Source organism: Pseudoduganella violacea (assembly GCF_014191875.1).
Classification (GTDB): Bacteria; Pseudomonadota; Gammaproteobacteria; order Burkholderiales; family Burkholderiaceae_D; genus Rugamonas; species Rugamonas violacea_A.
Map to the genome: position 1 here is coordinate 178,007 of NZ_JACHXD010000007.1, position 22,699 is coordinate 200,705.

The 22,699-nt window shown below is 66.1% G+C and carries 23 protein-coding genes; 11 read left to right on the top strand and 12 right to left on the bottom strand.

Translation table 11 applies throughout. The features are described from left to right. Positions 1-43: 43 nt before the first annotated feature. On the top strand, positions 44-280 hold the full coding sequence (locus FHS03_RS14310; RefSeq protein WP_183441631.1) for a ParD-like family protein: 237 nt from the start codon (positions 44-46) through the stop codon (positions 278-280). Further along, positions 273-1,058, top strand: coding sequence for a type I methionyl aminopeptidase (gene map / locus FHS03_RS14315; protein ID WP_183441632.1), 786 nt, complete (start codon positions 273-275; stop codon positions 1,056-1,058). The genes FHS03_RS14310 and map overlap by 8 nt, the downstream gene beginning before the upstream one ends. A 140-nt stretch (positions 1,059-1,198) precedes the next feature. Here map and FHS03_RS14320 read toward each other — a convergent pair whose 3' ends face one another. The 3 genes from FHS03_RS14320 to FHS03_RS14330 form a co-directional block, all read right to left on the bottom strand. Next, positions 1,199-1,525 (bottom strand): barstar family protein, encoded by a 327-nt coding sequence (locus tag FHS03_RS14320; protein WP_183441633.1) that lies wholly within the window; start codon positions 1,523-1,525, stop codon positions 1,199-1,201. Positions 1,526-1,542: 17 nt separating this feature from the next. Beyond that, a complete protein-coding gene (dapB, locus tag FHS03_RS14325) occupies positions 1,543-2,361 on the bottom strand; it encodes a 4-hydroxy-tetrahydrodipicolinate reductase (RefSeq protein WP_183441634.1) in 819 nt (272 codons plus the stop codon). 91 nt (positions 2,362-2,452) lie between these two features. Beyond that, positions 2,453-3,010, bottom strand: a complete 558-nt coding sequence (locus FHS03_RS14330) for an outer membrane protein assembly factor BamE (RefSeq protein WP_229426214.1) — start codon at positions 3,008-3,010, stop codon at positions 2,453-2,455. A gap of 121 nt (positions 3,011-3,131) precedes the next feature. Here FHS03_RS14330 and fur point away from each other — a divergent pair, with 121 nt between their 5' ends. Then, entirely contained in the window at positions 3,132-3,560 is a 429-nt protein-coding gene (fur, locus tag FHS03_RS14335) for a ferric iron uptake transcriptional regulator (RefSeq protein WP_183441636.1), read from the top strand. Positions 3,561-3,650: 90 nt separating this feature from the next. On the opposite strand, the gene hrcA is transcribed toward fur, so the two are convergent. Beyond that, the gene (hrcA, locus tag FHS03_RS14340; RefSeq protein WP_183441637.1) at positions 3,651-4,673 is read right to left on the bottom strand and encodes a heat-inducible transcriptional repressor HrcA; all 1,023 of its coding nucleotides are present in this window, start codon (positions 4,671-4,673) and stop codon (positions 3,651-3,653) included. A 97-nt stretch (positions 4,674-4,770) separates the two neighbouring features. Continuing rightward, entirely contained in the window at positions 4,771-5,475 is a 705-nt protein-coding gene (locus FHS03_RS14345; protein ID WP_183441638.1) for an HAD family hydrolase, read from the bottom strand. 120 nt (positions 5,476-5,595) lie between these two features. On the opposite strand from FHS03_RS14345, the gene FHS03_RS14350 reads away from it, so the two are divergent. The 3 genes from FHS03_RS14350 (at position 5,596) to FHS03_RS14360 (ending at position 8,376) form a co-directional block, all read left to right on the top strand. Then, positions 5,596-7,038: a metallophosphoesterase family protein gene (locus FHS03_RS14350; RefSeq protein ID WP_229426215.1), complete on the top strand. Its 1,443-nt coding sequence runs from the start codon at positions 5,596-5,598 to the stop codon at positions 7,036-7,038. Between the two features lie 126 nt (positions 7,039-7,164). Further along, the gene (locus FHS03_RS14355; RefSeq protein WP_183441640.1) at positions 7,165-7,749 is read left to right on the top strand and encodes a hypothetical protein; all 585 of its coding nucleotides are present in this window, start codon (positions 7,165-7,167) and stop codon (positions 7,747-7,749) included. Positions 7,750-7,767: 18 nt separating this feature from the next. Continuing rightward, complete coding sequence (locus tag FHS03_RS14360) at positions 7,768-8,376, top strand: hypothetical protein (RefSeq protein WP_183441641.1); 609 nt, start codon at positions 7,768-7,770, stop codon at positions 8,374-8,376. Positions 8,377-8,603: 227 nt separating this feature from the next. On the opposite strand, the gene rsmA is transcribed toward FHS03_RS14360, so the two are convergent. The 4 genes from rsmA to FHS03_RS14380 all read right to left on the bottom strand — a co-directional run bounded on the left by rsmA (position 8,604) and on the right by FHS03_RS14380 (position 14,272). Then, a complete protein-coding gene (gene rsmA / locus FHS03_RS14365) occupies positions 8,604-9,389 on the bottom strand; it encodes a 16S rRNA (adenine(1518)-N(6)/adenine(1519)-N(6))-dimethyltransferase RsmA (protein ID WP_183441642.1) in 786 nt (261 codons plus the stop codon). Between the two features lie 23 nt (positions 9,390-9,412). Next, a complete protein-coding gene (gene pdxA / locus FHS03_RS14370) occupies positions 9,413-10,492 on the bottom strand; it encodes a 4-hydroxythreonine-4-phosphate dehydrogenase PdxA (protein WP_183441643.1) in 1,080 nt (359 codons plus the stop codon). Between the two features lie 18 nt (positions 10,493-10,510). Further along, positions 10,511-11,923, bottom strand: a complete 1,413-nt coding sequence (locus FHS03_RS14375) for a peptidylprolyl isomerase (RefSeq protein WP_229426216.1) — start codon at positions 11,921-11,923, stop codon at positions 10,511-10,513. 96 nt (positions 11,924-12,019) lie between these two features. Further along, positions 12,020-14,272: an LPS-assembly protein LptD gene (locus FHS03_RS14380; protein ID WP_183441644.1), complete on the bottom strand. Its 2,253-nt coding sequence runs from the start codon at positions 14,270-14,272 to the stop codon at positions 12,020-12,022. A 97-nt stretch (positions 14,273-14,369) separates the two neighbouring features. Here FHS03_RS14380 and FHS03_RS14385 point away from each other — a divergent pair, with 97 nt between their 5' ends. The 5 genes from FHS03_RS14385 to FHS03_RS14405 are packed head-to-tail and all read left to right on the top strand — an operon-like array spanning position 14,370 to position 19,640. Then, positions 14,370-15,434 carry an aminoglycoside phosphotransferase family protein gene (locus FHS03_RS14385; protein ID WP_183441645.1) on the top strand — a complete coding sequence of 355 codons (1,065 nt, stop codon included), beginning with the start codon at positions 14,370-14,372 and terminating at the stop codon, positions 15,432-15,434. 10 nt (positions 15,435-15,444) lie between these two features. Then, positions 15,445-16,152 carry an N-acetylmuramate alpha-1-phosphate uridylyltransferase MurU gene (gene murU, locus FHS03_RS14390; protein ID WP_183441646.1) on the top strand — a complete coding sequence of 236 codons (708 nt, stop codon included), beginning with the start codon at positions 15,445-15,447 and terminating at the stop codon, positions 16,150-16,152. After that, positions 16,149-17,480: a Xaa-Pro aminopeptidase gene (gene pepP, locus FHS03_RS14395; protein WP_183441647.1), complete on the top strand. Its 1,332-nt coding sequence runs from the start codon at positions 16,149-16,151 to the stop codon at positions 17,478-17,480. Before murU ends, pepP begins: the two co-directional genes overlap by 4 nt. A 35-nt stretch (positions 17,481-17,515) precedes the next feature. Then, the gene (locus FHS03_RS14400) at positions 17,516-18,691 is read left to right on the top strand and encodes an FAD-dependent monooxygenase (protein WP_183441648.1); all 1,176 of its coding nucleotides are present in this window, start codon (positions 17,516-17,518) and stop codon (positions 18,689-18,691) included. 13 nt (positions 18,692-18,704) lie between these two features. Further along, entirely contained in the window at positions 18,705-19,640 is a 936-nt protein-coding gene (locus tag FHS03_RS14405) for a sensor domain-containing diguanylate cyclase (RefSeq protein ID WP_260110110.1), read from the top strand. Positions 19,641-19,687: 47 nt separating this feature from the next. On the opposite strand, the gene FHS03_RS14410 is transcribed toward FHS03_RS14405, so the two are convergent. Genes FHS03_RS14410 through FHS03_RS14420 form a run of 3 tightly spaced genes read right to left on the bottom strand, consistent with a single transcriptional unit; the run spans position 19,688 to position 22,594 of the window. Continuing rightward, positions 19,688-21,160 (bottom strand): NAD(P)(+) transhydrogenase (Re/Si-specific) subunit beta, encoded by a 1,473-nt coding sequence (locus tag FHS03_RS14410; protein WP_183441650.1) that lies wholly within the window; start codon positions 21,158-21,160, stop codon positions 19,688-19,690. Further along, the gene (locus tag FHS03_RS14415) at positions 21,157-21,468 is read right to left on the bottom strand and encodes a proton-translocating transhydrogenase family protein (RefSeq protein ID WP_050411144.1); all 312 of its coding nucleotides are present in this window, start codon (positions 21,466-21,468) and stop codon (positions 21,157-21,159) included. Before FHS03_RS14415 ends, FHS03_RS14410 begins: the two co-directional genes overlap by 4 nt. 13 nt (positions 21,469-21,481) lie before the next feature. Further along, the gene (locus FHS03_RS14420) at positions 21,482-22,594 is read right to left on the bottom strand and encodes a Re/Si-specific NAD(P)(+) transhydrogenase subunit alpha (protein WP_183441651.1); all 1,113 of its coding nucleotides are present in this window, start codon (positions 22,592-22,594) and stop codon (positions 21,482-21,484) included. Positions 22,595-22,699 lie beyond the last annotated feature (105 nt).

Here is a 22,699-nt window from a genome sequence, read left to right on the forward strand (position 1 = left end):
TGCTAATATACGTTTCATATACGAATCATATAAAGGCATGGACATGGGTATCGTCAAGATTTCCGACCAGATGCACGAAAACCTGCGCCTTGCGAGCGGCGCCCTGAGCCGCTCGATCAATGCCCAGGCCGAGCACTGGCTGCGCATCGGCTTGCTGGCCGAAACCAATCCCGATCTGCGTTACAGCGAGCTGTGCCAGCTGCTGCTGCGCGGCAACGCCAACGCGCCCTTCAAGCTGGGCACCCTGGAGCCGGTGGCCGAGGGGGCGCACGATGCGTAAGCGCAGCAACGCCCTGCTCATCAAGAGCCCGGAACAGATCGAACTGGCGCGCATCGCCGGCCAACTCGCGGCCGACGTGCTGACCATGATCGGTCCCCACGTCCAGGCCGGCGTCAGCACCGAGGACCTGGACCGGCTGTGCCACGACTACATCGTGAAGGAACAGCAAGTCATTCCCGCCAATGTCGGCTACGGCAGCTATACCAAGACCATCTGCGCCTCGGTCAATGAAGTGGTGTGCCACGGCATTCCCTCGCCGCGCAAGATCCTCAAGGATGGCGACATCATCAATATCGACGTGGCCGTCATCAAGGATGGCTGGTTCGGCGACACCAGCCGCATGTACTATGTGGGCCAGCCCAGCAAGGCCGCGCGCAAGCTGTGCGACGTGACGTATGACGCCATGTGGGCCGGCATCCGCGCCGTCAAGCCGGGCGCCACGCTGGGCGACGTCGGCCACGCCATCCAGCGCCTGGCCGAGCAGCACGGCTACAGCATCGTGCGCGACTACTGCGGCCACGGCATCGGCATGGTCTACCACGAAGACCCGCAAGTGCTGCACTACGGCCGTCCCGGCCATGGTTTGGAACTGCGGCCCGGCATGCTGTTCACCATCGAACCGATGATCAACGCCGGCAAGCACCACACCCGCGTGCTGGGCGACGAATGGACCGTCGTCACCCAGGACCGCTCCCTGTCCGCCCAATGGGAACACATGATCGCCGTCACCGACACCGGCTACGACGTGCTGACCCTCGCCCCCGGCGAACAAGCCTAAACCGTTTGCGCCAAATCAAACAATGTCCCACCCTGGTGTCAGGCACCAAGGTAGGACATTGCTTGATAAATCTCAAAGAATGTCCGACTCTGGTGCCTGACACCAGGGTGGGACATTTGCTGATCTAGATCAAAGGTAGGTCAGGCGAGGGTGAGCTTGAGGGCGGGCTTTTCGCCGTAGTCTTCGTAGCGTTCGTTGAGGCCGCCGATGCAGTAGGCCAGCTCTTCGAGCAGCTCGGGGACGGCGGCGCGCAGGGCGGCGGCGTCGCGGATGACGATTTCGAGCACCTCGTTGGGCTTGAGGCGGAATTGCGTCATGTTTTCGTCGTCGCGCAGATAACTCATGCAGTCGAGCCAGGCGTCCATGCTGTTGCCGTAGCTTTCCGGGAAGCCGAAGGCGCGGCGCGCTTCGGCGTGGAAGCTGGACTCGTCGACGATCAGGGCGCCGTTCAGGGTGGCGGTGGCCATGCTGCTGCCTCCGCCGTTCAAGCGCTCAGGCCGTTCAGGCCCAGCACGTCGTACATATCGAACAGGCCGGTCGGCTTGTCGGCCAGGAAGCGCGCCGCGCGCAAGGAGCCGGCGGCGTAGTTGGCGCGGCTGCTCGATTTGTGGCTGATTTCGATGCGCTCGCCGGTGCCGGCGAACAGCACGGTGTGGTCGCCCACGATGTCGCCGCCGCGCACGGTGGCAAAGCCGATCGTCGACGGGTCGCGTTCGCCGGTCACGCCTTCGCGGCCATACACGGCGCATTCCTGCAAATCGCGGCCGAGCGCGTCGGCAATGACTTCGCCCATCTTCAGCGCGGTGCCCGACGGGGCGTCGACCTTGTGGCGGTGGTGGGCTTCGACAATCTCGATATCGTAGCCGGTGGCCAGTTGCTTGGCGGCGAATTCGAGCAGCTTCAAGGTGACGTTCACGCCCACGCTCATATTCGGCGCGAAGACGATGGCGGTTTTCTTGGCCGCTTCGGCGATGGCGGCCTTGCCGGCGGCGTCGAAACCAGTGGTGCCGATCACCAGCTTGACGCCGTGTTCGGCGCAGTAGGCGAGGTGGTCCAGCGTGGCTTCGGGCCGGGTGAAGTCGATCAGCACGTCGGCGCCGGCCAAGCCTTGCGCGAACTCGGCGGCGATGGCGACGCCAGCCTGCTGGCCGAGGAAGGCGGCGGCATCGCTGCCCAGGCCGGGCGAGCCGGCGCGGTCGAGGGCGCCGCTGAGGCGGGTGTCGGGCGCGGCCTGTACGGCCTCGATCAGCATGCGGCCCATGCGGCCGCTGGCGCCGGCAATGGCGATATTCAAAGTACTCATGGTTGTCCTTGCGCAGCCCGCCGGGGCGGGCCGCTGGTTCTGGCTATGCTATGTCTGGCGACTTGCTGCTTACTTGCTGCTTACTTGCTGCTTACTTGCTGGTTTCGCTGCCGGCCGGCAGCGGCGCCTTGCCCGGCGCGGCACTGGTGCTGGCCGCTTTTTCCTCGGCCTTCTTGAATTTGAGCACGGGGCCGGCGATGCGTTCGATGTATTCGCGCTCGGACGGCAGATTGCCGCCTTCCCAGCGCGCCACTTTGTCATCCTTGAAATACACCACCACGGTGGCGGTGGTGATCTCGCCATTGCCCTTGGCCAGGCGGAAGGGGTAGTCCCAGCGTTCGGCGTGGAAGATGTCGGCCAGCATCGGCGTGCCGAGCACGAAACGCACCTGGTCGCGCGTCATGCCTTCCTTGAGCTGGTCGAGCATGTCCTGCGAGACGAAGTTGCCTTGCTGGATGTCCGGGCGGTAAGGCGAGAAGAACCACATGAATTTCTGCAGCTGGGTGACGGTCGTCGTGTGCGCGCCGGCGCCGGCGGCCGGCTTGGCCGCGCTATCCGTGGCGGCAGGGGCGGCGCTGCGCGTGGCGCAGCCGCTGGCGGCCAGGGCCAGGCACAGGGCCGCCGCCAGCGCGGGGGCGCGGCGTTTCATGTGAGGCAACAAAGACGGCGAGAAAACAGGGGTGACGCGCATAGAAGACCTCAAATCCGATTGAGCAGAAGTGGCAAAAACGCTATATCATAAAGCACTCGAGCCACATTTGACACCAAACATGAGTAACAGCCCCACCGACCTGAAGGCCAGCGGCCTGAAGGCAACCCTGCCGCGCCTGAAAATCCTGGACATTTTCCAGAGCAGCCCCGTACGCCACCTGACGGCCGAAGACGTCTACAAAATCCTGCTGGCCGACAATATGGATGTCGGCCTGGCCACCGTGTACCGCGTGCTGACCCAGTTCGAGCAAGCCGGTCTGCTCAACCGCAACCACTTCGAGAGCGGCAAGGCCATTTTCGAGCTGAACCAGGGTTCCCACCACGACCACCTGGTCTGCCTGGACTGCGGCCGCGTGGAAGAATTCGTCGACGAGGAAATCGAGAAGCGCCAGCACATGATCGCCAAGGAGCGCGGCTTCAAGATCGCCGAGCACGCGCTGGCCATCTACGGCAACTGCACCAAGGACGCCTGCCCGCATAAACACTGAACCGGGGGCGGCGCGCGCCGCTTCCGCTCTGCCAGCCCCTGCCTGCGTCCGCAGCCAGGGGCTTTACTTTAGGCAGCCGCGCCGCCGCGCCTAAGGCTGGCTGAGCGCGTTCGACAGTAGGCGCGAGGTGATGTCGACGATCGGGATCACGCGCTCATAAGCCATGCGCGTCGGGCCGATCACGCCCAGGGTGCCGACGATGCGGCCATTGGCCTCGTAGGGCGCGGTGACGACGCTCATCTCGTCCATCGGCAAGAGCTGGGATTCGCCGCCGATGAAGATCTGCACGCCGGAAGCCTTGCTCGACACGTCGAGCAGTTGCATCAAGCCGGTCTTTTGCTCGAACATATCGAACATCTGGCGCAGCGAACTCATATTCGACGACAGATCGCTCACCGACAGCAGATTGCGCTCGCCGGCGATGACCATCTCGTCGGCGCTCTCGGCCAGCGCCTCGCTGCTGGCCTCGACGGCGGTCTGCATCAGCCGGCCCATATCGTCGCGCAACTGGCGCAACTCGTGCTGCAGGCGGCCGCGCACCTCGTCGAACGCCAGGCCGCTGTAATTCTGGTTGAGGAAGTTGGCCGACTGCTGCAGCTGGGCCGGCGTGTAATCGACATCGGTGAGCAGCAGGCGGTTTTGCACATCGCCGCCCGGCGCCACGATCACCAGCAGAATGCGCTTTTCCGACAGGCGCAGGAATTCGATCTGCTGGAAGGCCGATTCATGGCGCGGGCTGAGCACGACGCCGGCGAACTGGGTCAACGACGACAGCATCTGCGCCGCGTTAGCGATCAGCTTGTGCGGCTGGGCCGCCTGGGCCGGCAGGCGCAACTGGGGATCGACGGCGCGCTCGTCGAGGTGCTGGACGGTCAGCAGGGTATCGACAAACAGGCGGTAGCCGCGCGGCGTCGGCACCCGGCCGGCCGAGGTGTGGGGGCTGGCCACATAGCCCAGCTCTTCGAGGTCGGCCATGATATTGCGGATGGTGGCCGGCGACAGGTCCAGCCCGGAAATCTTGGACAGGGCGCGCGAGCCGACCGGTTGGCCGTCGGCGATATAGCGCTCCACCAGCGCTTTGAGCAGGGTTTGGGCACGGTTGTCGAGTTGCATGATTGTATCTAGCCAGCATTCATCGGTTCTATTATGCACGGGCGCGGGCCGCCGCGGCAATCCGCCACCCGACCTAGGCGCGCGCGGCCCACGGCATTCACGCGGCCAGCTGGCGCTCCAGCCAGCACAGCAGCTCGTCGAAGCTGGCGCAGATGGCGTCCGGCGCCCAGCCCTCGGGCGCCGCCGCACCGCCGCGGTTGAGCCAGACGGCGCGCAGGCCGGCGCGCTGGGCGCCCTCGACATCGAGGCGCAGATCGTCGCCCACATACACCGCCTCGGCCGGGGCCACGCCGAGCGCGGCGCAGGCGGCCAGGAAAATGGCCGGGTCCGGTTTGGCGCGGCCGAAATGGCTGGCCGCCAGCGATACCTGGAAATGGTGGGCGAGGCCGATGACTTCAAGGTCGGCATTGCCGTTCGAGATCGTGCCCAGCAAAATTTTCTGTTTCAGGTGCAGCAAGCCGGGCAGCACATCGTCATACGGCGTGACGGCATTGCGGGCGGCAAAGAAATGCGCCATGGCGCCGTCCAGGTGGCGCAAATCTTCGCCAGCCAGTTCGAACGCCGCTTGCAGGCCGGCGCGGCGCAGCGCGCCGAGGTCGACATGCAGGGCCGGATCGGCCGCGAGCAGGGCTTGGCGGCGCGCGCGCAAGTCCTCGATGGAAAACGCCTGCGCCACTTTCGGCGCATGGTCGGCCAGCCAGGCATGCAGGGTCACTTCGGCGGCGGCGATCACGGGCGCGATCGGCCACAGCGTATCGTCCAGATCAAACAGGATGGCTTTGGGGCGGAGAGAAGGCAGCATGGGGCTATTGTCGCACGCCGCGCGCCCGGCGGCGATGGACGACGGCCGGGGCCGGACCGGGACCGGGAGGCGGCGCACCATGCTAAATTAGCGCTTTGTCCATATTACCCCGGGGGTACCTTGTCCATTCTGTCCACGGCCGGCCTGCGCCGCGCCTTCCTGCTGCCGCTGGCCGCCGGCCTGGGCGGCTGCGCCGCCCTCGCGCCGCCGCCCCTCCCCTCCGCCGCCGCCCACGCCCTGCCGCCCGGCATCGCCGCGGCCTATGTGTTGCTGGGCGAACAGGGCCGGCCCGTGGCGCGCGTGCTGAGCAGCGCCGCCGCCTGTCCCGCCATCGAGGTCGACGGCCAGGCCCAGCCCATGCGGCTGCGCGCCCCGGCCGCCACGCTGGCGCTGCGGCCCACCGCCGCCGGCGCCGACAGCAAGCCCTCGGTCTTCCCCCTGCTGACCTGCGAAGCCGAACTGGCGCCGGCCGCGCGCAGCGCCAGCGTGGCCGGCTACGCCCTGCCGCTGCCGCGCGCCGAGGTGCAGCGCATCGCCGTCATCGGCGACACCGGCTGCCGCCTGAAAAAGGCCGACAATGCCTACCAGGCCTGCAACGACCTGCAAGCCTTCCCCTTTGCCGCCGTGGCTGCCGCCGCGGCGGCCTGGCAGCCCGATCTGGTGCTGCATGTGGGCGACTACCACTACCGCGAAAACCCCTGTCCCGAAGGCAATGCCGGCTGCGCCGACAGCCCCTGGGGCTATGGCTGGGACGCCTGGCGCGAGGACTTCTTCCGTCCCGCCGCGCCACTGCTGCAGGCCGCGCCCTGGGTGGCGGTGCGCGGCAACCACGAATCCTGCGCGCGCGCCGGCCAGGGCTGGTGGCGCCTGCTCGACCCGCGTCCGCTGCAGGCCGGGCGCGACTGCAATCTGCCGGCCGACGACCGCCTGGGCGACTACAGCGATCCCTACGCCGTGCCGCTGGGCGGCGACAGCCAGCTGCTGGTGATCGATACCGCCGCCACCAGCTGGCGCGGCCTGAAGCCGGCCGACACCGGTTATGAGCGCTACCGCGCCACCTACCGCCGCCTGGCGCAGCTGGCGGCCCAGGCGCCGTACAATCTGGGCGCCAACCACCACCCCATCTTCGCGGTCGGCGCCGACCGCGACCAGCAGGGCCAGCGCATCCTCATCCTCGGCGACAAGGGCTTGCATGACAGCTTCGGCTCGCTCAATCCCCTGTTCCTGCCCGAGAACGTGCAAGCCATGCTGTCCGGCCACGTGCACCTGTGGCAGCAGCTCAGTTTCAGCTCGCCGCACCCGAGCCAGCTGGTGGCCGGCTTCTCCGGCACGGCCGAAGACACCGAGCCGCTGCCGCCGCTGCCCGATCCGGCCATCGCGCCGGCGCCGGGCGCCGTGCTGGAACACTTCAGCGCCTGGCTCGACGGCTTCGGCTTCATGGGCATGGAGCGCGGCGCGCCGGGCGAATGGCGCATCACCGTGTTCGACCGCCAGGGCGCCGTCAAGAACCGCTGCCTGCTGCAGGGGCGCCGCTCGCAGTGCGAGCAAGCGCTGGTGCGCTGAGGCGGCCAACAGGCTGTTACAAGCTTTTCGGCGCCGTCTGTTGCAAGATGCACTAAAATAAGCGCCGATTTTCCGTGCAGCGCGCGCGGCACCAGCGCCTGACCTTAGATGAATTTGGAGAGTGTTATGAAGAAGACGTATCTGCGCTCCGGCGCCGCACTGCTGTGCGCCGCGACGCTGGCGGCCTGCGGCGGCGGTGGCGGCGGCGGCAATATCCCGCTGATCGTGCGAGTGGTCGGCCTGACCGAGGGCAGCATCAAGCTGAAGAACAATGGCGGCGACGAGCTGACCACGGGCAACGCCCCCAGCGGCGTCAGCTTCAGCCAAGCCATGGCCGACGACAAGACCTATAACGTGACCATCAGCCAGGAATCCGTGAGCGCCAAGTGCACGGTGTCCAACGGCAGCGGCAAGATCAACTGGTACAACCGCACGGTGGACGTGGTTTGCCTGCCGTATGAACGCACCCTGGGCGGCAGCATCAGCGGCCTGACCGGGCGCGGCCTGACCCTGGCAAACGGCGCCAGCAGCCTCAATGTGGAAGCCGGCGCCACCAGCTTCGTCTTCGGCGAAAAAGTGTTCCAGGGTCTGACCTACGCCGTCGCCGTGCTGCGCCAGCCCGATGGCCAGTCCTGCGCCGTCGTCCCCGCCACTGCCTCCGGCACGGTCGGCGCCGTCAACATCACCAACGTCACCGTCACCTGCAAATAAGTTTTCCTGGAGAAAGATATGCAAGCAATCACCCTGGGCCGCCTCAGCGCCCTCGCCGCTGTCCTGGCCCTGGCCGGCTGCGGCGGCAAATCCACGTTTGAAGTGAGTGGCAATTTCACCGAAGGCAACAGCAGCGCCACCAGCGCCGTGCGCACCGCCGGCCTGAAACTGAGCCTGAACGGCGATCAAGAGCAAATCGACATCCCGGTGGGCGCCACCAGCTACCGCTTCAGCAAACGCATCTCCTACGGCGAGAACTACACCGTCAAAGTGGTGCGCAGTCCCGAACACGTGACCTGCGCGGCCGACCCCAACTTCAGCTCCGGCTATGCCGGCCAGACCACCAGCATCGTCGTCAACGTCGCCTGCAGCCAGAATAGCTATTCCGTCAGCGGCAAGGTGAACAATCTGCTGGAAGATGGCCTGGGCCTGAACAATGGCGCCACGCCCGCCACCGTGAACAAGGCCTCGCCGGTCTTCACCTTCCCCGCTATTCCTTACGGTGCGCCGTATGCGATCGTCGTGACCAGGCAGCCGACCAACCAGACTTGCACCGTGGTCAACGGCAGCGGCTATATGGGCGAAGCGGCGGTGACGAATGTCGAGATCAACTGCACCCGTCCTTGATATTCAGAAATGGAATGACGGGTATCCGAAAGATAAATTGGATTGATATGCTGCAACACCGCATAATCACACCCGTCTCCTCCACTTCTTACTAAGAATTGGACTTAAGCCCGCAACAGCGGGCTTTTTTTTATTCCAACGGATTGCAACAGCCGAGCCCGTGTCCACCTTGGTGCCAGGCACCAAGGTGGACACGGGCTCGGCTGTTTGGGCTGGCTGGGCGGGCTTTAGGCGGGGTTGCGGGCGCTGAGGCTGTTGGCCAGGGCGACGTAGGCTTCCATGGCCACCATTTCGGGGCGGTCGGTAGGGTTGATGCCGGCGGCGGCGATCTGTTCTTCGGTGAACATGCCGGCCAGGCAGTTGCGGATCACCTTGCGGCGCTGCGAGAAGGCTTTCTGCACCACGGCTTCCAGCGTGGCGGCGTCGCAGGGCAGCGGCTGGGCGATGGGGATCATGCGCACGATGGCGGAGTCGACCTTGGGCGGCGGATCGAACGCTTCGGGCGGCACTACGAACAGCAGCGCCATCTGGTAGCGCCATTGCAGCATCACCGACAGACGGCCATAGACCTTGCTGCCCGGCTCGGCCACCATGCGTTCGACCACTTCCTTTTGCAGCATGAAGTGCTGGTCCTGCACCAGCGGCGCGTACTCGGTCAGGTGGAACAGCAGCGGGCTGGAGATGTTGTACGGCAGGTTGCCGACCACGCGCAGCTTCTGGCCGGCCGGCACCGGGATGGTGGAGAAATCGAATTTCAGGGCATCGCCGGCATGGATCACCAGCTTGTCGCGCGTATAGGCTTTTTCCAGGCGCGCCACGAGGTCGCGGTCCAGTTCCACCACATGCATCTGCGGCAGGGTGCGCAACAGTTGCTCGGTCATGGCGCCCAGGCCGGGGCCGATTTCCACCATGGCGTCGCCGACGCGCGGGGCGATGGACTCGGTAATGCTGTTCAGCACATGGTCGTCGTGCAGGAAGTTCTGGCCGAAGCGTTTGCGGGCGATGTGTTTCATATTCTTCTTCAGTTGATTCAGTGTTAAGCGGCGGCGCGGCTGGCCTCGGCCATGCGCAGGGCGGTGGCGATGGCTTCTTCCATGCTGGCGCAATCGGCTTGGCCCAGGCCCTGGCGCGCCAGGTCGAGCGCCGTGCCATGGTCGACCGAGGTGCGGATCAGCGGCAGGCCGAGCGTGATGTTGACGCCGCGCCCGAAGGTAGCGTACTTCAGCACCGGCAAGCCCTGGTCATGGTACATGGCGAGCACGCAGTCGGCTTCATTCAAATATTTGGGCTGGAACAGGGTGTCGGCCGGATACGGGCCGCTGGCGGCGATGCCGCGCGCCTGGGCCGCCGCGATGGCCGGCGCGATGGTGTCGATCTCCTCGCGGCCCAGATAGCCGTTCTCGCCCGCGTGCGGGTTCAGGCCGGCCACCAGGATGCGCGGCGCGGCGATGCCGAATTTGCGGCGCAGGTCGGCGTCGATGATGTCGATCACCCGGCCCAGGCCTTCCCGGCTCAGCGCCGCGGAAACGTCCTGCAGCGGCAGGTGGGTGGTGGCCAGCGCCACGCGCAGCGGCGGCGGCAACGGCGCGCCGGCCGGCGCGTGCGGCTGGCCGGCCAGCATCATCACCACCTGTTCGGTGCCGGTCTTTTCGGCGAGGTATTCGGTATGGCCGGAGAATCTCACGCCGGCGTCGTTGATGGTGCTTTTTTGCAGCGGCGCGGTGACGATGGCTTCGAACCAGCCGGCCTGCACGCCTTCGATGGCGGCATCCAGCGTGGCCAGCACGGCGCGGCCGTTTTCCTTATCCAGCACGCCCGGCTGCACATGGGCATCCAATGGAATATCGATCACGCACAGGCGCTCGGGACCGAAATGCGGCAAGCCGCCGTTGCGCACCGCCTGCAGGGACAGGGCGCTGACGCGGATGGCCGGATCGATGGCGGACGCCGTCATCGCCAGGAAGGCGGCGTCGCCCAGCAGCACGCAATTGGCCTGGGCGCGCAAGGCCCAGGCGGCGCGCAGCGAGATTTCCGGGCCGATGCCGGCCGGCTCGCCGCAGGTGATGGCCAGAACGGGGCGCACGCCTGGGCGCCGGGCTGTCAAAGTGGCGCTCATGCCTGCTTCCCTTTCTTCTTATTTGCTGTCGTCGTTGCGGAATTCGACGTAGGCGCGGTCGCGCACCTGGCGCTGCCAGTCTTCCACCGCTTCCACCAGCTTGCGCTCGCGCAGGGCCATGCGGGCCTCGTTGCGCTGCTTCTCTTTCGAGACGTCGTCGGTCTTGCGTTCCAGGACTTCGATCAGGTGGTAGCCGAAGCTCGACTCGACCGGGCCGCTGACTTCACCCGGTTTCAGGGCGTTCATGGCGGCTTCGAATTCGGGCAGCGCGTCGCCCGGATACAGCCAACCGAGGTCGCCGCCCTTGCCGGCCGAACCGTCGTTGGAATACAGGCGCGCCAGTTCCTCGAACTTGGCCGATTTGTTGTCCAGCTTTTCCTTGAACTCGGCCAGCTTGCGCTTGGCGTCGGCCGCGCTCAGGGTCGGCGTCACTTTCAGCAGGATGTGGCGGGCATGGGTCTGCTGCACGGTGGCCTGGGCCTGGGCTTCGGCCATGCTGCGCTTGTCGACCATCTTCAGGATGTGGAAACCGCCCACGCTCTTGATGATCGGCGTGACCTGGCCGGGACGCAGCTTGGTCAGCGCTTCGGCGAAGACCGGCGGCAGACGCTCGGGCTGGCGCCAGCCGACGGCGCCGCCGTCCAGCGCGTCCTGGGCGTCGGAATAGGTGGCGGCGATCTTGGCGAAGTCGGCGCCGGTGCGCAGCTGGCGCGCCACTTCGTCGGCGCGCGCCTTGCGCTGGGCGATCACTTCGGGCGAGGCGTTTTCCGGAATGCGCACTAGGATCTGCGAGATATTCACTTCGAACTGCTCGGCGGCGGCGGCCTGCTCCGAGGCCACGAAGCTGTCCACTTCCGCTTCCGAAATCTGGATCTTGGCGTCGACTTCATGCTCGCGCAGGCGCTGCATGATGATCTCTTCGCGGATCTCTTCGCGGAAGGCGGCGAAGGTGGTGCCGGATTTCTCCATCTGGTTGCGCATTTCCTGCACGCTCAGTTTCTGCTGCTCGGCGATGCGGGCGATGGCGCGGTCGAGCATGGTGTCGTCGACGCGCACGCCCATTTCCTTGGCCAGCTGCAGCTGGGCGCGTTCCACGATCATGCGCTCGGTCAGCTGGCGCTGCAGGTCGGCGCGGTCGGGCAGCGCCACGTTCTGCTCCTTCATGCGGCGCTCGACCGTTTTCAGGCGCTCGTCCAGCTCGCGCTTGGTGATCACTTCATCGTTGATGATGATGGCGATGGCATCGATCGGCGTATTGCTGGACTGGCCGGGCTGGGTGAAGCCCTTGGTGGCCGGCGCGGCGGCCGCGGCCGCCGGCTTGGCCTCGGCCTCGGTCTTGACCTTGGCATCCTGGGCCGAGACGCTGCCGGCCGCCATGGCGCACAGCAGGACAGCGGCTAGTTTGATGGGGTGCATACTGGCATTACGCATATCTGAAACGCTCATGTGTCAGGGGTGGAGAAATCGGAAGACGCTATCTTAGCCTAAGCTGGATGAAGGCCGGCTAAATCCGGCCCCCTTCCCGCGTCAGCGGCCATAGCCCTCGTTCAGGCGCTGGTAGCCGGCGATGCTGTTTTTCATCACCTCCAGCGGATTGCCGACGCCGAACTTGGACAGGCCGTTCAGCTCCAGCTGGAAGAAGATCGGCGTGGACGCCTTGTTGGCCGACGTCACGAAGCGCTGCGCGCCCATGCGGAAGACCCAGCAATCGCCATTGTATTCAAGGCCGACCAGGCTTTCGAGCACGGTCTTGTCCTTCAGCGAGTAACTTACGCGCGCCACGCCGTACCAGCGCTGCGACAGCGGCCACTGGCCGGAAATGTCGGCGTTCTTGAAGCTGTCGCGCAGGAAGCGGTAGCCCAGGTTCAGCACCTTCTTCTGGCCCGGCTGCCATTGCAGGGTGTGGTTGGTGCTGATCACGCGGCGCTCGCCCGGGTTGTACTGCACCGCGCTGTCGAAGCCCCAGGTTTCCGAAATGCGGCCGGCGGCGGCCAGCAGGGTGTCGGAACGGGTGTCGTAGCGCGGCTTGGCGTCGTCGGTGAGCTGGATGCGCTGCTCGTTGAAATAGAAGCGCTGGCCGAAGGACAGGCGCAGGCGCTCGGCGCCGGACGCTTCCAGGAAGCGCGACACCACGCCGGCCGTCACCTGGTTGGCGTCGCCGACGCGGTCGGAACCGATGAAGCGGCTCTCGCTGAAAATCTGCGAGAGGTTGAACGTCGCTTCGGCGGTGTCGAAATTCGGGAAGCCCTTCTGCTCGCGGTAAGGCGTGTAGACATAGAACAGGCGCGGCTCCAGGGTCTGGGTCACGGCGCGGCCGAACAGCGAGGCGCTGCGCTCGAATTCCAGGCCGGAATCGATGGAGACGGTGGGCACGGCGCGGCGCAGCGAACGCGACGCCAGATCGCCGCGCGCCGGATCCTTGAACGCTTCCAGCTGGTAGGCGCTGGCGTTGAGCATGACCTTGGGCGTGACGAAGTAGCTGGCGCCGATGATCGGATAGCTCAGCTGCGGCACCGCCACCACGCGCGTGCCGCGCTGCTCGGTGGGATGCCAGAAGCGCGTCAGTTCGCTGTCGAGCTGCCAGTCGAAGCCGCCCACATCGTAGCGCGCCGCGTGCAGATTGATGGCCGGCAGACGGTCGTAGGGACGGCTCACCGTCAAGTCTTTATTGTTTTTCGCCTCCGGATCCTGCAGCACCTGGTATTTCTGCACGCGCGCCGTCAAGCTCCAGTATTCGCGGCGGTAGTCGGTGCGCAGCTCGCGCAGCAGCTGGCGCTCGGCGCTGTTGGCCACGGTCTTCGAGAAATCGTTCGGATATTCGTCGTCCGAGGCGGCGCGCACATTCCAGCCATAGGTCCAGTCGGGGGCGATGGCCTGGGTGTGCGTGGAATGCAGCATCCAGCGGTCCTTGCCCGCTTCCTTATCGTGCGGCAGGTACTCGATATGGGTGCGGCCCTCGTACTCGCCGGCCTCGGTCTCGCCCATATAGCGGCCGACCGCGCCCATTTGCAGGCCGCGCCGCGGAATGATCTTGGGATAGACGGTCAGGTCGCGGTTGGGCGCGATATTGAAGTAATACGGCACCACCACCTCGGCCGCGCCCTTCGAGCCGAAGCCCGGGATCGGCGGCAGCCAGCCGGAGCGGCGCGCGCCCGAAAGCGAGAAGGACATGCCGGGCGTGCCGAGGAAGGGCACGTCCTTGAAGTACAGGACGGTGCCGCCGGCCGTGCCCACATCGCGCCCGGAATCGAGATTCAGGGTGGACGAGCGCAGATACCAGTCCGGATTCGGCCCCTGGCAGGTGCTGTAGGTGCCGTCGATGACCAGCGCTTCGTCCTCGTTCAGGAAGTCGATGCGGCGCGCCTTGCCCTGGGCGTTATTGACTTCCATGCGGTAGGTCGGATGCAGCATGAAGCCCTTGCCGGTTTCCATGTTCAGCTGCAGCTCGTCGGCCGTGTAGTAGTCGCCGTAGCGCCAGATGCGCACATTGCCCTGGGCTTCCAGCTCGGCCTCGACCTGCTTGTAGCAAGCCTTGTCGGCGGTCACGCGGGTCTGGTCGCGCACCACCTCGACGTCGCGGTCCAGGTTCAGGATGCGCTCGGGACGGCCGCCGATATCCTCGGCGCGGATGGTCGTCACGGCGTTCGGGTCTTCCACCCGCTGCGGGCGCTGCTTGCTGGCGGAGGTCTGGGCGTGGGCGGTCGCCGCCGCGGCGGCAGCCAGGGCGGTCAGGGCAAACGCCCACTTCTGCGAGTTTTTAGGGGGCGTAAACCAACTCATGTAAGGAACGCGCGTAACACCATAAAAGGCGATTTTTTAAAATGAATCCCTTATTATATGGGAATCTTCACATTCAACCGGATTCTCGGGTCGTTTCATGTCATTATTGCCTAATTTACCATCCGGTGCAGCCGACGCTGGCGCCGATTCCCGCCTGATCCTGTTGCTCGACTGGCTGCGCCCGCAAGGCGTGGTGGACGCCGATTCCGCGCGTCCGGCGTCCGCCGACGCCAGCTTCCGCCGCTACTTCCGCTTCGACGTGCTGCCGGCCCACCAGGCCGCGCACGGCGCCACCCTGGTGGCGATGGACGCGCCGCCCGAACGCGAAAACGTGCCAGCCTTCCTGCAGGTTGACGCCATGCTGGCCGAAGCCGGCGTGCACGTGCCGGCCATCGTGGCGCAGGACGTGGAACGCGGCTTCCTGCTGCTGTCCGACCTTGGCAGCACCACCTATCTGCAAGCGCTGAACCACGATAACGCGGCCGCCCTGTATGCACAAGCCCTGCACGCCCTGGTCAAGTTCCAGCAGAGCAGCCAGGCCGGCGTGCTGCCCGAATTCGACCGCGCCTTCATGCTGCGCGAAATGAACCTGTTCCCCGAATGGTATATCGGCAAGCACTTGAACGCCGAACTGACGGAGGCGCAAAGCGCCGAACTGCAAAAAGTCTTCGACACCATCATCGGCCACTGCCTGCCGCAGCCGCAAGTGTATATGCACCGCGACTTCCATTCGCGCAATCTGATGCTGGTCGACGACAATAATCCCGGCGTGATCGATTTCCAGGACGCCGTGTACGGCCCCGTGACCTACGACGCCGCCTCCCTGCTGCGCGACTGCTATGTGCAGTGGGACGAGGAACTGGTGCTGGACTGGGTGATCCGCTACTGGCAGCATGCCAAGAGCGCGGGCGTGCCGGTGCACAAGGACTTCGACGCCTTCTACAAGGACTTCGAATACATGGCCCTGCAGCGCCACCTGAAGGTACTCGGCCTGTTCTGCCGCCTCAACTACCGCGACGGCAAGGATGTCTACCTGGGCGACCTGCCGATCGTGATGGACTATGTGCGCAAGACGGCCAACCGCTACCGCGACCTGAAGCCCCTGATCAAACTGCTCGACGCGCTGGAAAACCGCCAGCCCGCCGTCGGCTACACCTTCTGAGACCCGTGCCATGAAAGCCATGATTTTCGCGGCCGGACGCGGCGAGCGTATGCGCCCCCTGACCGATACCTGTCCCAAGCCCCTGCTCAAGGTGCGCGGCCGCGCCCTGATCGAGTGGCATGTGCTGAACCTGGTGCGCGCCGGGATCAAGGACATCGTCATCAACCACGCCCACCTCGGCCACATGATCGAGGCGGCGCTGGGCGATGGCGCGCGCTATGGCGCGGCCATCCGCTATTCGCCCGAGAAGGAAGCGCTGGAAACGGCGGGCGGCATCGCCCAGGCGCGCCATCTGCTGGGCGAGGAACCCTTCCTCGCCATCTCGGGCGATATCTATTGCCCGCACTTCGACTTCGAGCAGGTCAAGGATGTGCTGCACGATAAGGATATGTGGGGCAATGCCTACAAGGCCGAGCAGCGCGACATCGCCTGGCTCTATCTGACCAAGAACCCCTGGCACAATCCCCAGGGCGACTTCGGCCTGAACCTGTACACCGTGTCGAACACCGGCGAGCCGCGCTGGAACTTCGGCAATATCGGCGTCTACCGCCCCGAAATGTTCGACGGCATCGCGCCCGGCACGCACGCCGGCCTGGGCAAGCTGCTGCGCGAATATGCCGGCAAGGGCTTAGTGGGCGGCGAAATCTACGAGGGCGAGTGGACCAATGTGGGCACCATCCAACAGCTGGAAGAACTGAACGCCGTGCTGACCCAATGATGAACTTTGCCGAGCGGCGCGCCCGCCTGATGGCGCAGATGGAGCCGGGCAGCGTGGCTGTGCTCCTGACCGCGCCGGAAGTGGCGCGCAACGGCGACAGCGATTATCCCTACCGCCACGACAGCCATTTCTACTATCTGAGCGGCTTCGCCGAGCCGGAAGCGGCCCTGGTGCTGGTGGCCGCGCGCGGCGATGCGCCGGCACGCGCCATCCTGTTCTGCCGCGAGAAGGATGTCGAGCGCGAAATCTGGGACGGCCTGCGCTACGGGCCGGAAGCGGCGCGCGCCGCCTTCGGCGTCGACGCCGCCTTCCCGATCGGCGCCCTCGACGAGGAGCTGCCCAAGCTGCTGGCCAACAGCCCTGCGCTGTATTACGCCCTGGGCCGCAGCGACAGCCTGGATGGACGCGTGCGGCGCTGGCTGGAGTCGGTGCGCCGCCACGGCCGCAGCGGCGTGGCCGCGCCGTCCGCCGCGCGCGACCTGGCGCCGCTGGTGGACGAGATGCGTCTGCTGAAAGACGCTGGCGAACAGGCCACCATGCTGCGCGCCGCCACCATCGCCGGCCAGGCGCATGAACGTGCCATGCGCCTGACCCGGCCCGGCATGTTCGAATACGAGATCGAGGCCGAGCTGCTGTACGAGTTCCGCCGCAACGGCGCCCAGTTCCCGGCCTATACGCCGATCGTCGCCTCCGGCGCCAATGCCTGCATCCTGCACTACAACAGCAATGCGCGCCAGACGGCCGACGGCGAGCTGGTACTGATCGACGCCGGCTGCGAACTCGATGGCTATGCCTCCGACATCACCCGCACCTTCCCCGTCAACGGCCGCTTCAGCGCGGCGCAGCGCGAGCTGTATGAGCTGGTGCTGGCGGCGCAGGCGGCGGCGCTGAATGTGGTGCGGCCCGGCACGCCCTACCGCGCCATCCACGACGCCGCGCTGCAGATCCTGGCGCAGGGCATGCTCGATACCGGCCTGCTCGACCGCGCCAAGGTCGGCAGCGCGCAGGACGTGATCGCGACCAATGGCCATGCGCGCTTCTATATGCACGGCACCGGCCACTGGCTGGGCATGGACGTGCACGACGTCGGCCTGTACCGCGACCTGGGCCAGGCCGACAAACCATCGCGCCCGCTGTTGCCGGGCATGGCGCTGACGGTGGAGCCGGGCATCTATGTGCGCCCGGGACCGGACGTGCCGGAGCGCTTCTGGAATATCGGCATCCGCATCGAGGACGATGTAATCGTCAGCGACAGCGGCTATACCTTGTTGAGCGGCGCCGCGCCGAAAGCGGTGGCCGAGATCGAAGCCCTGATGCAGGGCCATTAAGGGCGGCCGCGCCGCCTGCACCAACGTAATCGACTATGACTGCATCCACCACGCAACACGCCGCCGGCGCCCTCCCTGAACACGATTTCGATATCGCCATCTGCGGCGCCGGCCCGGCCGGCATGGCCCTGGCGGCGCTGCTGGTGCGGCGCGGCACGCGGCCGGAACGCATCTGCCTGATCGACGCCAAGACGCTGGAGCAGGCCAGCCACGATCCGCGCGTGCTGGCCCTGTCGGCCGGCAGCCGGCAGATCCTGGAACAGATCGGCGCCTGGCCCTTCCCCGCCACCGACATCCGCCAGATCCACGTCTCGCGCCGCGGCCAGTTCGGGCGCGCCATGATCCGCTGCGAAGAACACAATGTGCCGGCGCTCGGCTATGTGACACGCTACGGCGACGTGGTGTCGGCGCTGGGCGCGGTCTGCGCGCGGCTCGGCATCGCCACGCTGCGCCCGGCGCGCGTGACGGGCGCCGAAGAGCTGCCGCAGGAAGTGCGCCTGTGCATCGAAGAAGGCGCCGCGCGGCGCACCCTGCGCGCCGCCATCGCGGTGCAGGCCGAGGGCGGCCTGTTCAACGAACAGGCCGAACGCACGCTGAGCCGCGACTACGGCCAGACCGCCATCATCGCCCAGGTGCGCAGCAGCGCCCCGATCGCCCACCGCGCCTACGAACGCTTTACCGGTGAAGGCCCGCTGGCCCTGCTGCCGCAGGACGATGAATACTCGCTCGTATGGTGCCTGCGTCCCGAAAACGCGCAAGCCGTGCTGGCGCTCGACGACGCCGCCTTCCTGCAACGCCTGCAGCAGACCTTCGGCCAGCGCCTGGGCCGCTTCACCAGCGCCAGCCGCCGCCTCGGCTTCCCGCTCGGCCTGAACGCCCAGTCCAGCGCCACCGCGCGCACGGTGGCCATCGGCAATGCGGCCCAGACCCTGCACCCGGTCGCCGGCCAGGGCCTGAACCTGGGCTTGCGCGACGTGGCCGTGCTGGCGCGCCTGCTGGCGCAAGGCGCCACGCCGGCCATGCTGGGGCAATTCCTGGCCCAGCGCCGCGCGGACCGCGGCGTGACGGTGCGCCTGACCGACACCATGGCGCGCATCTTCGCCAACGACTCGCCGCTGCAGCCCCTGCTTGGCGCCAGCCTGGCGGCCATCGACCTGGCCGCCCCGGCCCGTGGCATACTAGCGGAATTGATGATGTACGGCCGCCGCTGATACTTATTTGACAATGACTGCAACATTGCCCGACCTTCTGCCCGATCACCTGATCTCCCGCTTGATAGACGACGCAATGGACGCCGTCATGATCATCGACGATGCCTCGCGCATCCGCTACCTGAACCACGCGATGCAGGCGCTGACCGGCTATGCCGGCGGCGAGCTGCTGGGCGAGCCGCTGGAAGGCTTGCTGCCCGACCACCTGAGCGAGAAGCACCGCGACTATGTGGTGCGCTATATCAAGGGCTCGGCCCCTTCGACGGTGCTGGGCCGCGTGCGCGAATTTGCCATCCGCCACCGCAACGGCGAGATGGTGCCGATCGAGCTGAAGGCGTTTGACCTCGGCGCCAAGGAAGGCGAGCGCTATTTCGGCGCCTTCATGCTGGACCTGCGTCCACGCCGCGCCATGGAAGAAAAGAACGCCCACCTGATGGCCCAGCTGGAACAGCAAGCCCTGTGCGACGCCCTGACCGGCCTGCCCAACCGCCGCGCCTTCGAGGCCGAGGCGGTACAGGTCATGGCGCGCGCCGCGCGCCTGCACGGCGCCGTCACCGTGGGCGTGGCCGACGTCGACCACTTCAAGAGCATCAACGACCGCTACGGCCACGCCGCCGGCGACACGGTGCTGCGCGAAGTGGGCCAGGCGCTGCGCAACGCGGCGCGCCTGACCGATGCCGTGGCGCGCCTGGGCGGCGAGGAATTCGGCCTGCTGCTACCGCACGCCACGCCTGAACAGGCGGCCCAGGTGGCCGAACGCCTGCGCGCCGCCGTCGCCGCCCTGCATGTGGAAACCGAGGATGGCCGCAGCATCAAGGTCACCATCAGCATCGGCCTGGCCGAACTGGCGCCCGGCAATGTGCTCGATGGTGCCCTGTCGCATGCCGACAAAGCCCTGTACCGCGCCAAGCACGGCGGCCGCAACCGCGTCGAAGTAGCCGCAGAGTGAAATAGAAAAAGGGGCCGCAGCCCCTTTTTCCCTGGTGCCGCCAGCGCTTACTCGGCCGCCTTCACCATATCTTCCAGCACCTTCTTGGCGTCGCCGAAGACCATCATGGTCTTGTCCATGTAGAACAGCTCATTGTCCAGGCCCGCATAGCCGGACGCCATGGAGCGCTTGTTGACGATCACGGTCTTGGCTTTGTAGGCTTCCAGGATGGGCATGCCGGCGATCGGCGATTTCGGATCTTTCGCCGCCGGATTCACCACATCGTTCGCACCCAGCACCAGCACCACGTCGGCCTGGCCGAATTCGCTGTTGATGTCCTCCATCTCGAACACCTGGTCGTAAGGCACTTCGGCTTCGGCCAGCAGCACATTCATATGGCCCGGCATGCGGCCGGCCACCGGGTGGATCGCATACTTCACCGTCACGCCCTTGTGGCCCAGCTTTTCCACCAGTTCCTTCAGCGCGTGCTGGGCGCGCGCCACGGCCAGGCCATAGCCCGGCACGATGATCACGCTTTCCGCGTTCGCCATCAGGAAGGTGGCGTCGTCGGAGGAGCCCGACTTCACGGGCCGCTGCGGCTGCGCCCCGCCGCCGGCCGCCGCCGTGGCCTCGCCGCCGAAGCCGCCCAGGATCACATTGAAGAAGGAGCGGTTCATGGCCTTGCACATGATGTAGCTCAGGATGGCGCCGGAAGAGCCGACCAGGGAGCCGGCGATGATCAGCATCGAGTTATTCAGCGAGAAGCCGATGCCCGCCGCCGCCCAGCCCGAGTAGCTGTTCAGCATGGACACCACCACCGGCATGTCGGCGCCGCCGATCGGGATGATGATCAGCACCCCGAGCACGAAGGCGATCGCCGTCATGACCAGGAAGGGCGGCCAGGCCGGCGCCGTGCCGCCGTCGAAGACGAAGACCAGGCCCAGGCCGACCATGACGACGGCCAGGGCCAGGTTCAGCATGTGCTGGCCGGCGAACACCACGGGCGCGCCCTGGAACAGGCGGAACTTGTATTTGCCCGCCAGCTTGCCGAAGGCGATCACCGAACCGCTGAAGGTGATGGCGCCGACAAAGGTGCCGATGAACAGCTCGACGCGGTTCCCCAGCGGCAGCGCCTCGCCGACGGCGGCGATATTGAAGGCGTGCGGCTCGGACACGGCGGCCACCGCGATGCAGACGGCGGCCAGGCCGATCAGCGAGTGCATGGCCGCCACCAGTTCCGGCATCTTGGTCATCTCGACCTTTTTCGCCAGCGTGGCGCCGATCGCGCCGCCGACCACGAGGCCCAGCAGCACCAGGCTCAGTCCATGGCCCTGGGCCTGGCCCTTGGCCGCCGCTTCGCCGGCCAGTTTCAGGATCAGGGCCACGGTGGTGAAGAAGGCGATGGCCATGCCGGCCATGCCGAAGGCGTTGCCCTTGCGCGCCGAGGCCGGCGAGGACAGGCCTTTCAGCGCCTGGATGAAACAGACGGAGGCGATCAGATACAGCAGCACCACCGTGTTCATGCTGACGGAGAAGTTCATGCCTTGTCTCCTTTAGCGCCCTTGTCCTTTTTCTTGAACATTTCCAGCATGCGCTGGGTGACGAGGAAACCGCCGAAGACATTCACCGCCGCCAGCGCCACGGCGACAGTGCCGGCGATCTGCCCCACCGGGCCGGTGGTCAGGGCCGCCGCCAGCATGGCGCCGACGATGACGATGGCCGAGATGGCGTTGGTGACGGCCATCAGCGGCGTATGCAGGGCCGGCGTGACGTTCCAGACCACGTGGTAGCCGACGTAGATCGCCAGCACGAAGATGATCAGGTTGATGATGGTGTGGCTCACTTCCATGATTCCATTCTCCTTATTTGCGCAGCACTTCGCCGCCGGCACAGACCAGGGTGGCCTTGATGATTTCATCCTCGCGGTCGATGGCCAGCGCATCGTCCTTGTCGATGATGAGCTTGAGGAAATCCAGCACATTGCGGGCATACAGGGCCGAAGCGTCGGCCGCCACATGGGCCGCCAGGTTCGGCTCGCCCACGATGTACACGCCGTGCCTGACCACCGTCTTGCCCAGCTCCGACAGCGGGCAATTGCCGCCCTGCTCCACCGCCAGGTCGACGATGACGGAGCCGGGCTTCATGGCTTTCACCGTGTCCTCGGAAATGAGCACGGGCGCCTTGCGGCCGGGGATCAAGGCGGTGGTGATGACGATGTCGGCCGCCTTGGCGCGTTCGTGCACCAATTCGGCCTGACGGCGCATCCAGTCGGCCGGCATGGGCCGGGCATAGCCGCCCACGCCCTGGGCGATTTCCTTTTCCTCGTCGGTCAGGAAGGGCACGTCGATGAATTTGGCGCCCAGCGATTCCACCTGCTCCTTGACTGGTGGCCGCACGTCGGAAGCCTCGATCACCGCGCCCAGGCGCTTGGCGGTGGCGATGGCCTGCAGACCGGCCACGCCCACGCCCATGATCAGCACGCGCGCCGCCTTCACCGTGCCGGCCGCCGTCATCAGCATCGGCATGAAGCGCTGATAGGTATTGGCTGCCACCATCACCGCCTTGTAGCCGGCGATATTGGCCTGCGAGGACAGCACGTCCATCGATTGCGCGCGCGTGATGCGCGGCACGGCTTCCAGGGCGAAAGCCGAGAGGCCGGCCGCCGCCATGGCGGCGATATTCTCCGCGTCGAAGGGATTGAGCATGCCGATCAGCACGCGGCCGGACGGAATCTGGCCGCGCTCCTCCTCGCTGGGCGCGCGTACTTTCAAAATAATATCCGCAGCAAACGCTTCGGCCGCAGTGACGATGCTGGCGCCGGCGGCCACATAGGCGTCATCCGGAACGGAGGCCGGAATCCCGGCTCCCGACTGGACAATGACCTGGTGCCGGGCCGCCAGTTTCTTCACGGTTTCCGGTGTCGCTGCAACTCTGGTTTCTCCCGGCCGAGTCTCGGCCGGTATGCCTATTCTCATGTAAAGCCTCCAAATGATAGAAAAACTGCCTAAAATCTAACATGGAATTCCAAAAAACCAACGTTTTTGACCGCTTAACGATTAGGCACTTACCACTATTGCCTT

What these genes read in the sequence shown, in the direction of transcription:
- FHS03_RS14310 (WP_183441631.1), top strand. Translation starts at nt 44, where the DNA reads ATGGGTATCGTCAAGATTTCCGACCAGATGCACGAAAACCTGCGCCTT.
- map (WP_183441632.1), top strand. Translation starts at nt 273, where the DNA reads ATGCGTAAGCGCAGCAACGCCCTGCTCATCAAGAGCCCGGAACAGATC.
- FHS03_RS14320 (WP_183441633.1), bottom strand. Translation starts at nt 1,525, where the DNA reads ATGGCCACCGCCACCCTGAACGGCGCCCTGATCGTCGACGAGTCCAGC.
- dapB (WP_183441634.1), bottom strand. Translation starts at nt 2,361, where the DNA reads ATGAGTACTTTGAATATCGCCATTGCCGGCGCCAGCGGCCGCATGGGC.
- FHS03_RS14330 (WP_229426214.1), bottom strand. Translation starts at nt 3,010, where the DNA reads ATGAAACGCCGCGCCCCCGCGCTGGCGGCGGCCCTGTGCCTGGCCCTG.
- fur (WP_183441636.1), top strand. Translation starts at nt 3,132, where the DNA reads ATGAGTAACAGCCCCACCGACCTGAAGGCCAGCGGCCTGAAGGCAACC.
- hrcA (WP_183441637.1), bottom strand. Translation starts at nt 4,673, where the DNA reads ATGCAACTCGACAACCGTGCCCAAACCCTGCTCAAAGCGCTGGTGGAG.
- FHS03_RS14345 (WP_183441638.1), bottom strand. Translation starts at nt 5,475, where the DNA reads ATGCTGCCTTCTCTCCGCCCCAAAGCCATCCTGTTTGATCTGGACGAT.
- FHS03_RS14355 (WP_183441640.1), top strand. Translation starts at nt 7,165, where the DNA reads ATGAAGAAGACGTATCTGCGCTCCGGCGCCGCACTGCTGTGCGCCGCG.
- FHS03_RS14360 (WP_183441641.1), top strand. Translation starts at nt 7,768, where the DNA reads ATGCAAGCAATCACCCTGGGCCGCCTCAGCGCCCTCGCCGCTGTCCTG.
- rsmA (WP_183441642.1), bottom strand. Translation starts at nt 9,389, where the DNA reads ATGAAACACATCGCCCGCAAACGCTTCGGCCAGAACTTCCTGCACGAC.
- pdxA (WP_183441643.1), bottom strand. Translation starts at nt 10,492, where the DNA reads ATGAGCGCCACTTTGACAGCCCGGCGCCCAGGCGTGCGCCCCGTTCTG.
- FHS03_RS14375 (WP_229426216.1), bottom strand. Translation starts at nt 11,923, where the DNA reads ATGCGTAATGCCAGTATGCACCCCATCAAACTAGCCGCTGTCCTGCTG.
- FHS03_RS14380 (WP_183441644.1), bottom strand. Translation starts at nt 14,272, where the DNA reads ATGAGTTGGTTTACGCCCCCTAAAAACTCGCAGAAGTGGGCGTTTGCC.
- FHS03_RS14385 (WP_183441645.1), top strand. Translation starts at nt 14,370, where the DNA reads ATGTCATTATTGCCTAATTTACCATCCGGTGCAGCCGACGCTGGCGCC.
- murU (WP_183441646.1), top strand. Translation starts at nt 15,445, where the DNA reads ATGAAAGCCATGATTTTCGCGGCCGGACGCGGCGAGCGTATGCGCCCC.
- pepP (WP_183441647.1), top strand. Translation starts at nt 16,149, where the DNA reads ATGATGAACTTTGCCGAGCGGCGCGCCCGCCTGATGGCGCAGATGGAG.
- FHS03_RS14400 (WP_183441648.1), top strand. Translation starts at nt 17,516, where the DNA reads ATGACTGCATCCACCACGCAACACGCCGCCGGCGCCCTCCCTGAACAC.
- FHS03_RS14405 (WP_260110110.1), top strand. Translation starts at nt 18,705, where the DNA reads ATGACTGCAACATTGCCCGACCTTCTGCCCGATCACCTGATCTCCCGC.
- FHS03_RS14410 (WP_183441650.1), bottom strand. Translation starts at nt 21,160, where the DNA reads ATGAACTTCTCCGTCAGCATGAACACGGTGGTGCTGCTGTATCTGATC.
- FHS03_RS14415 (WP_050411144.1), bottom strand. Translation starts at nt 21,468, where the DNA reads ATGGAAGTGAGCCACACCATCATCAACCTGATCATCTTCGTGCTGGCG.
- FHS03_RS14420 (WP_183441651.1), bottom strand. Translation starts at nt 22,594, where the DNA reads ATGAGAATAGGCATACCGGCCGAGACTCGGCCGGGAGAAACCAGAGTT.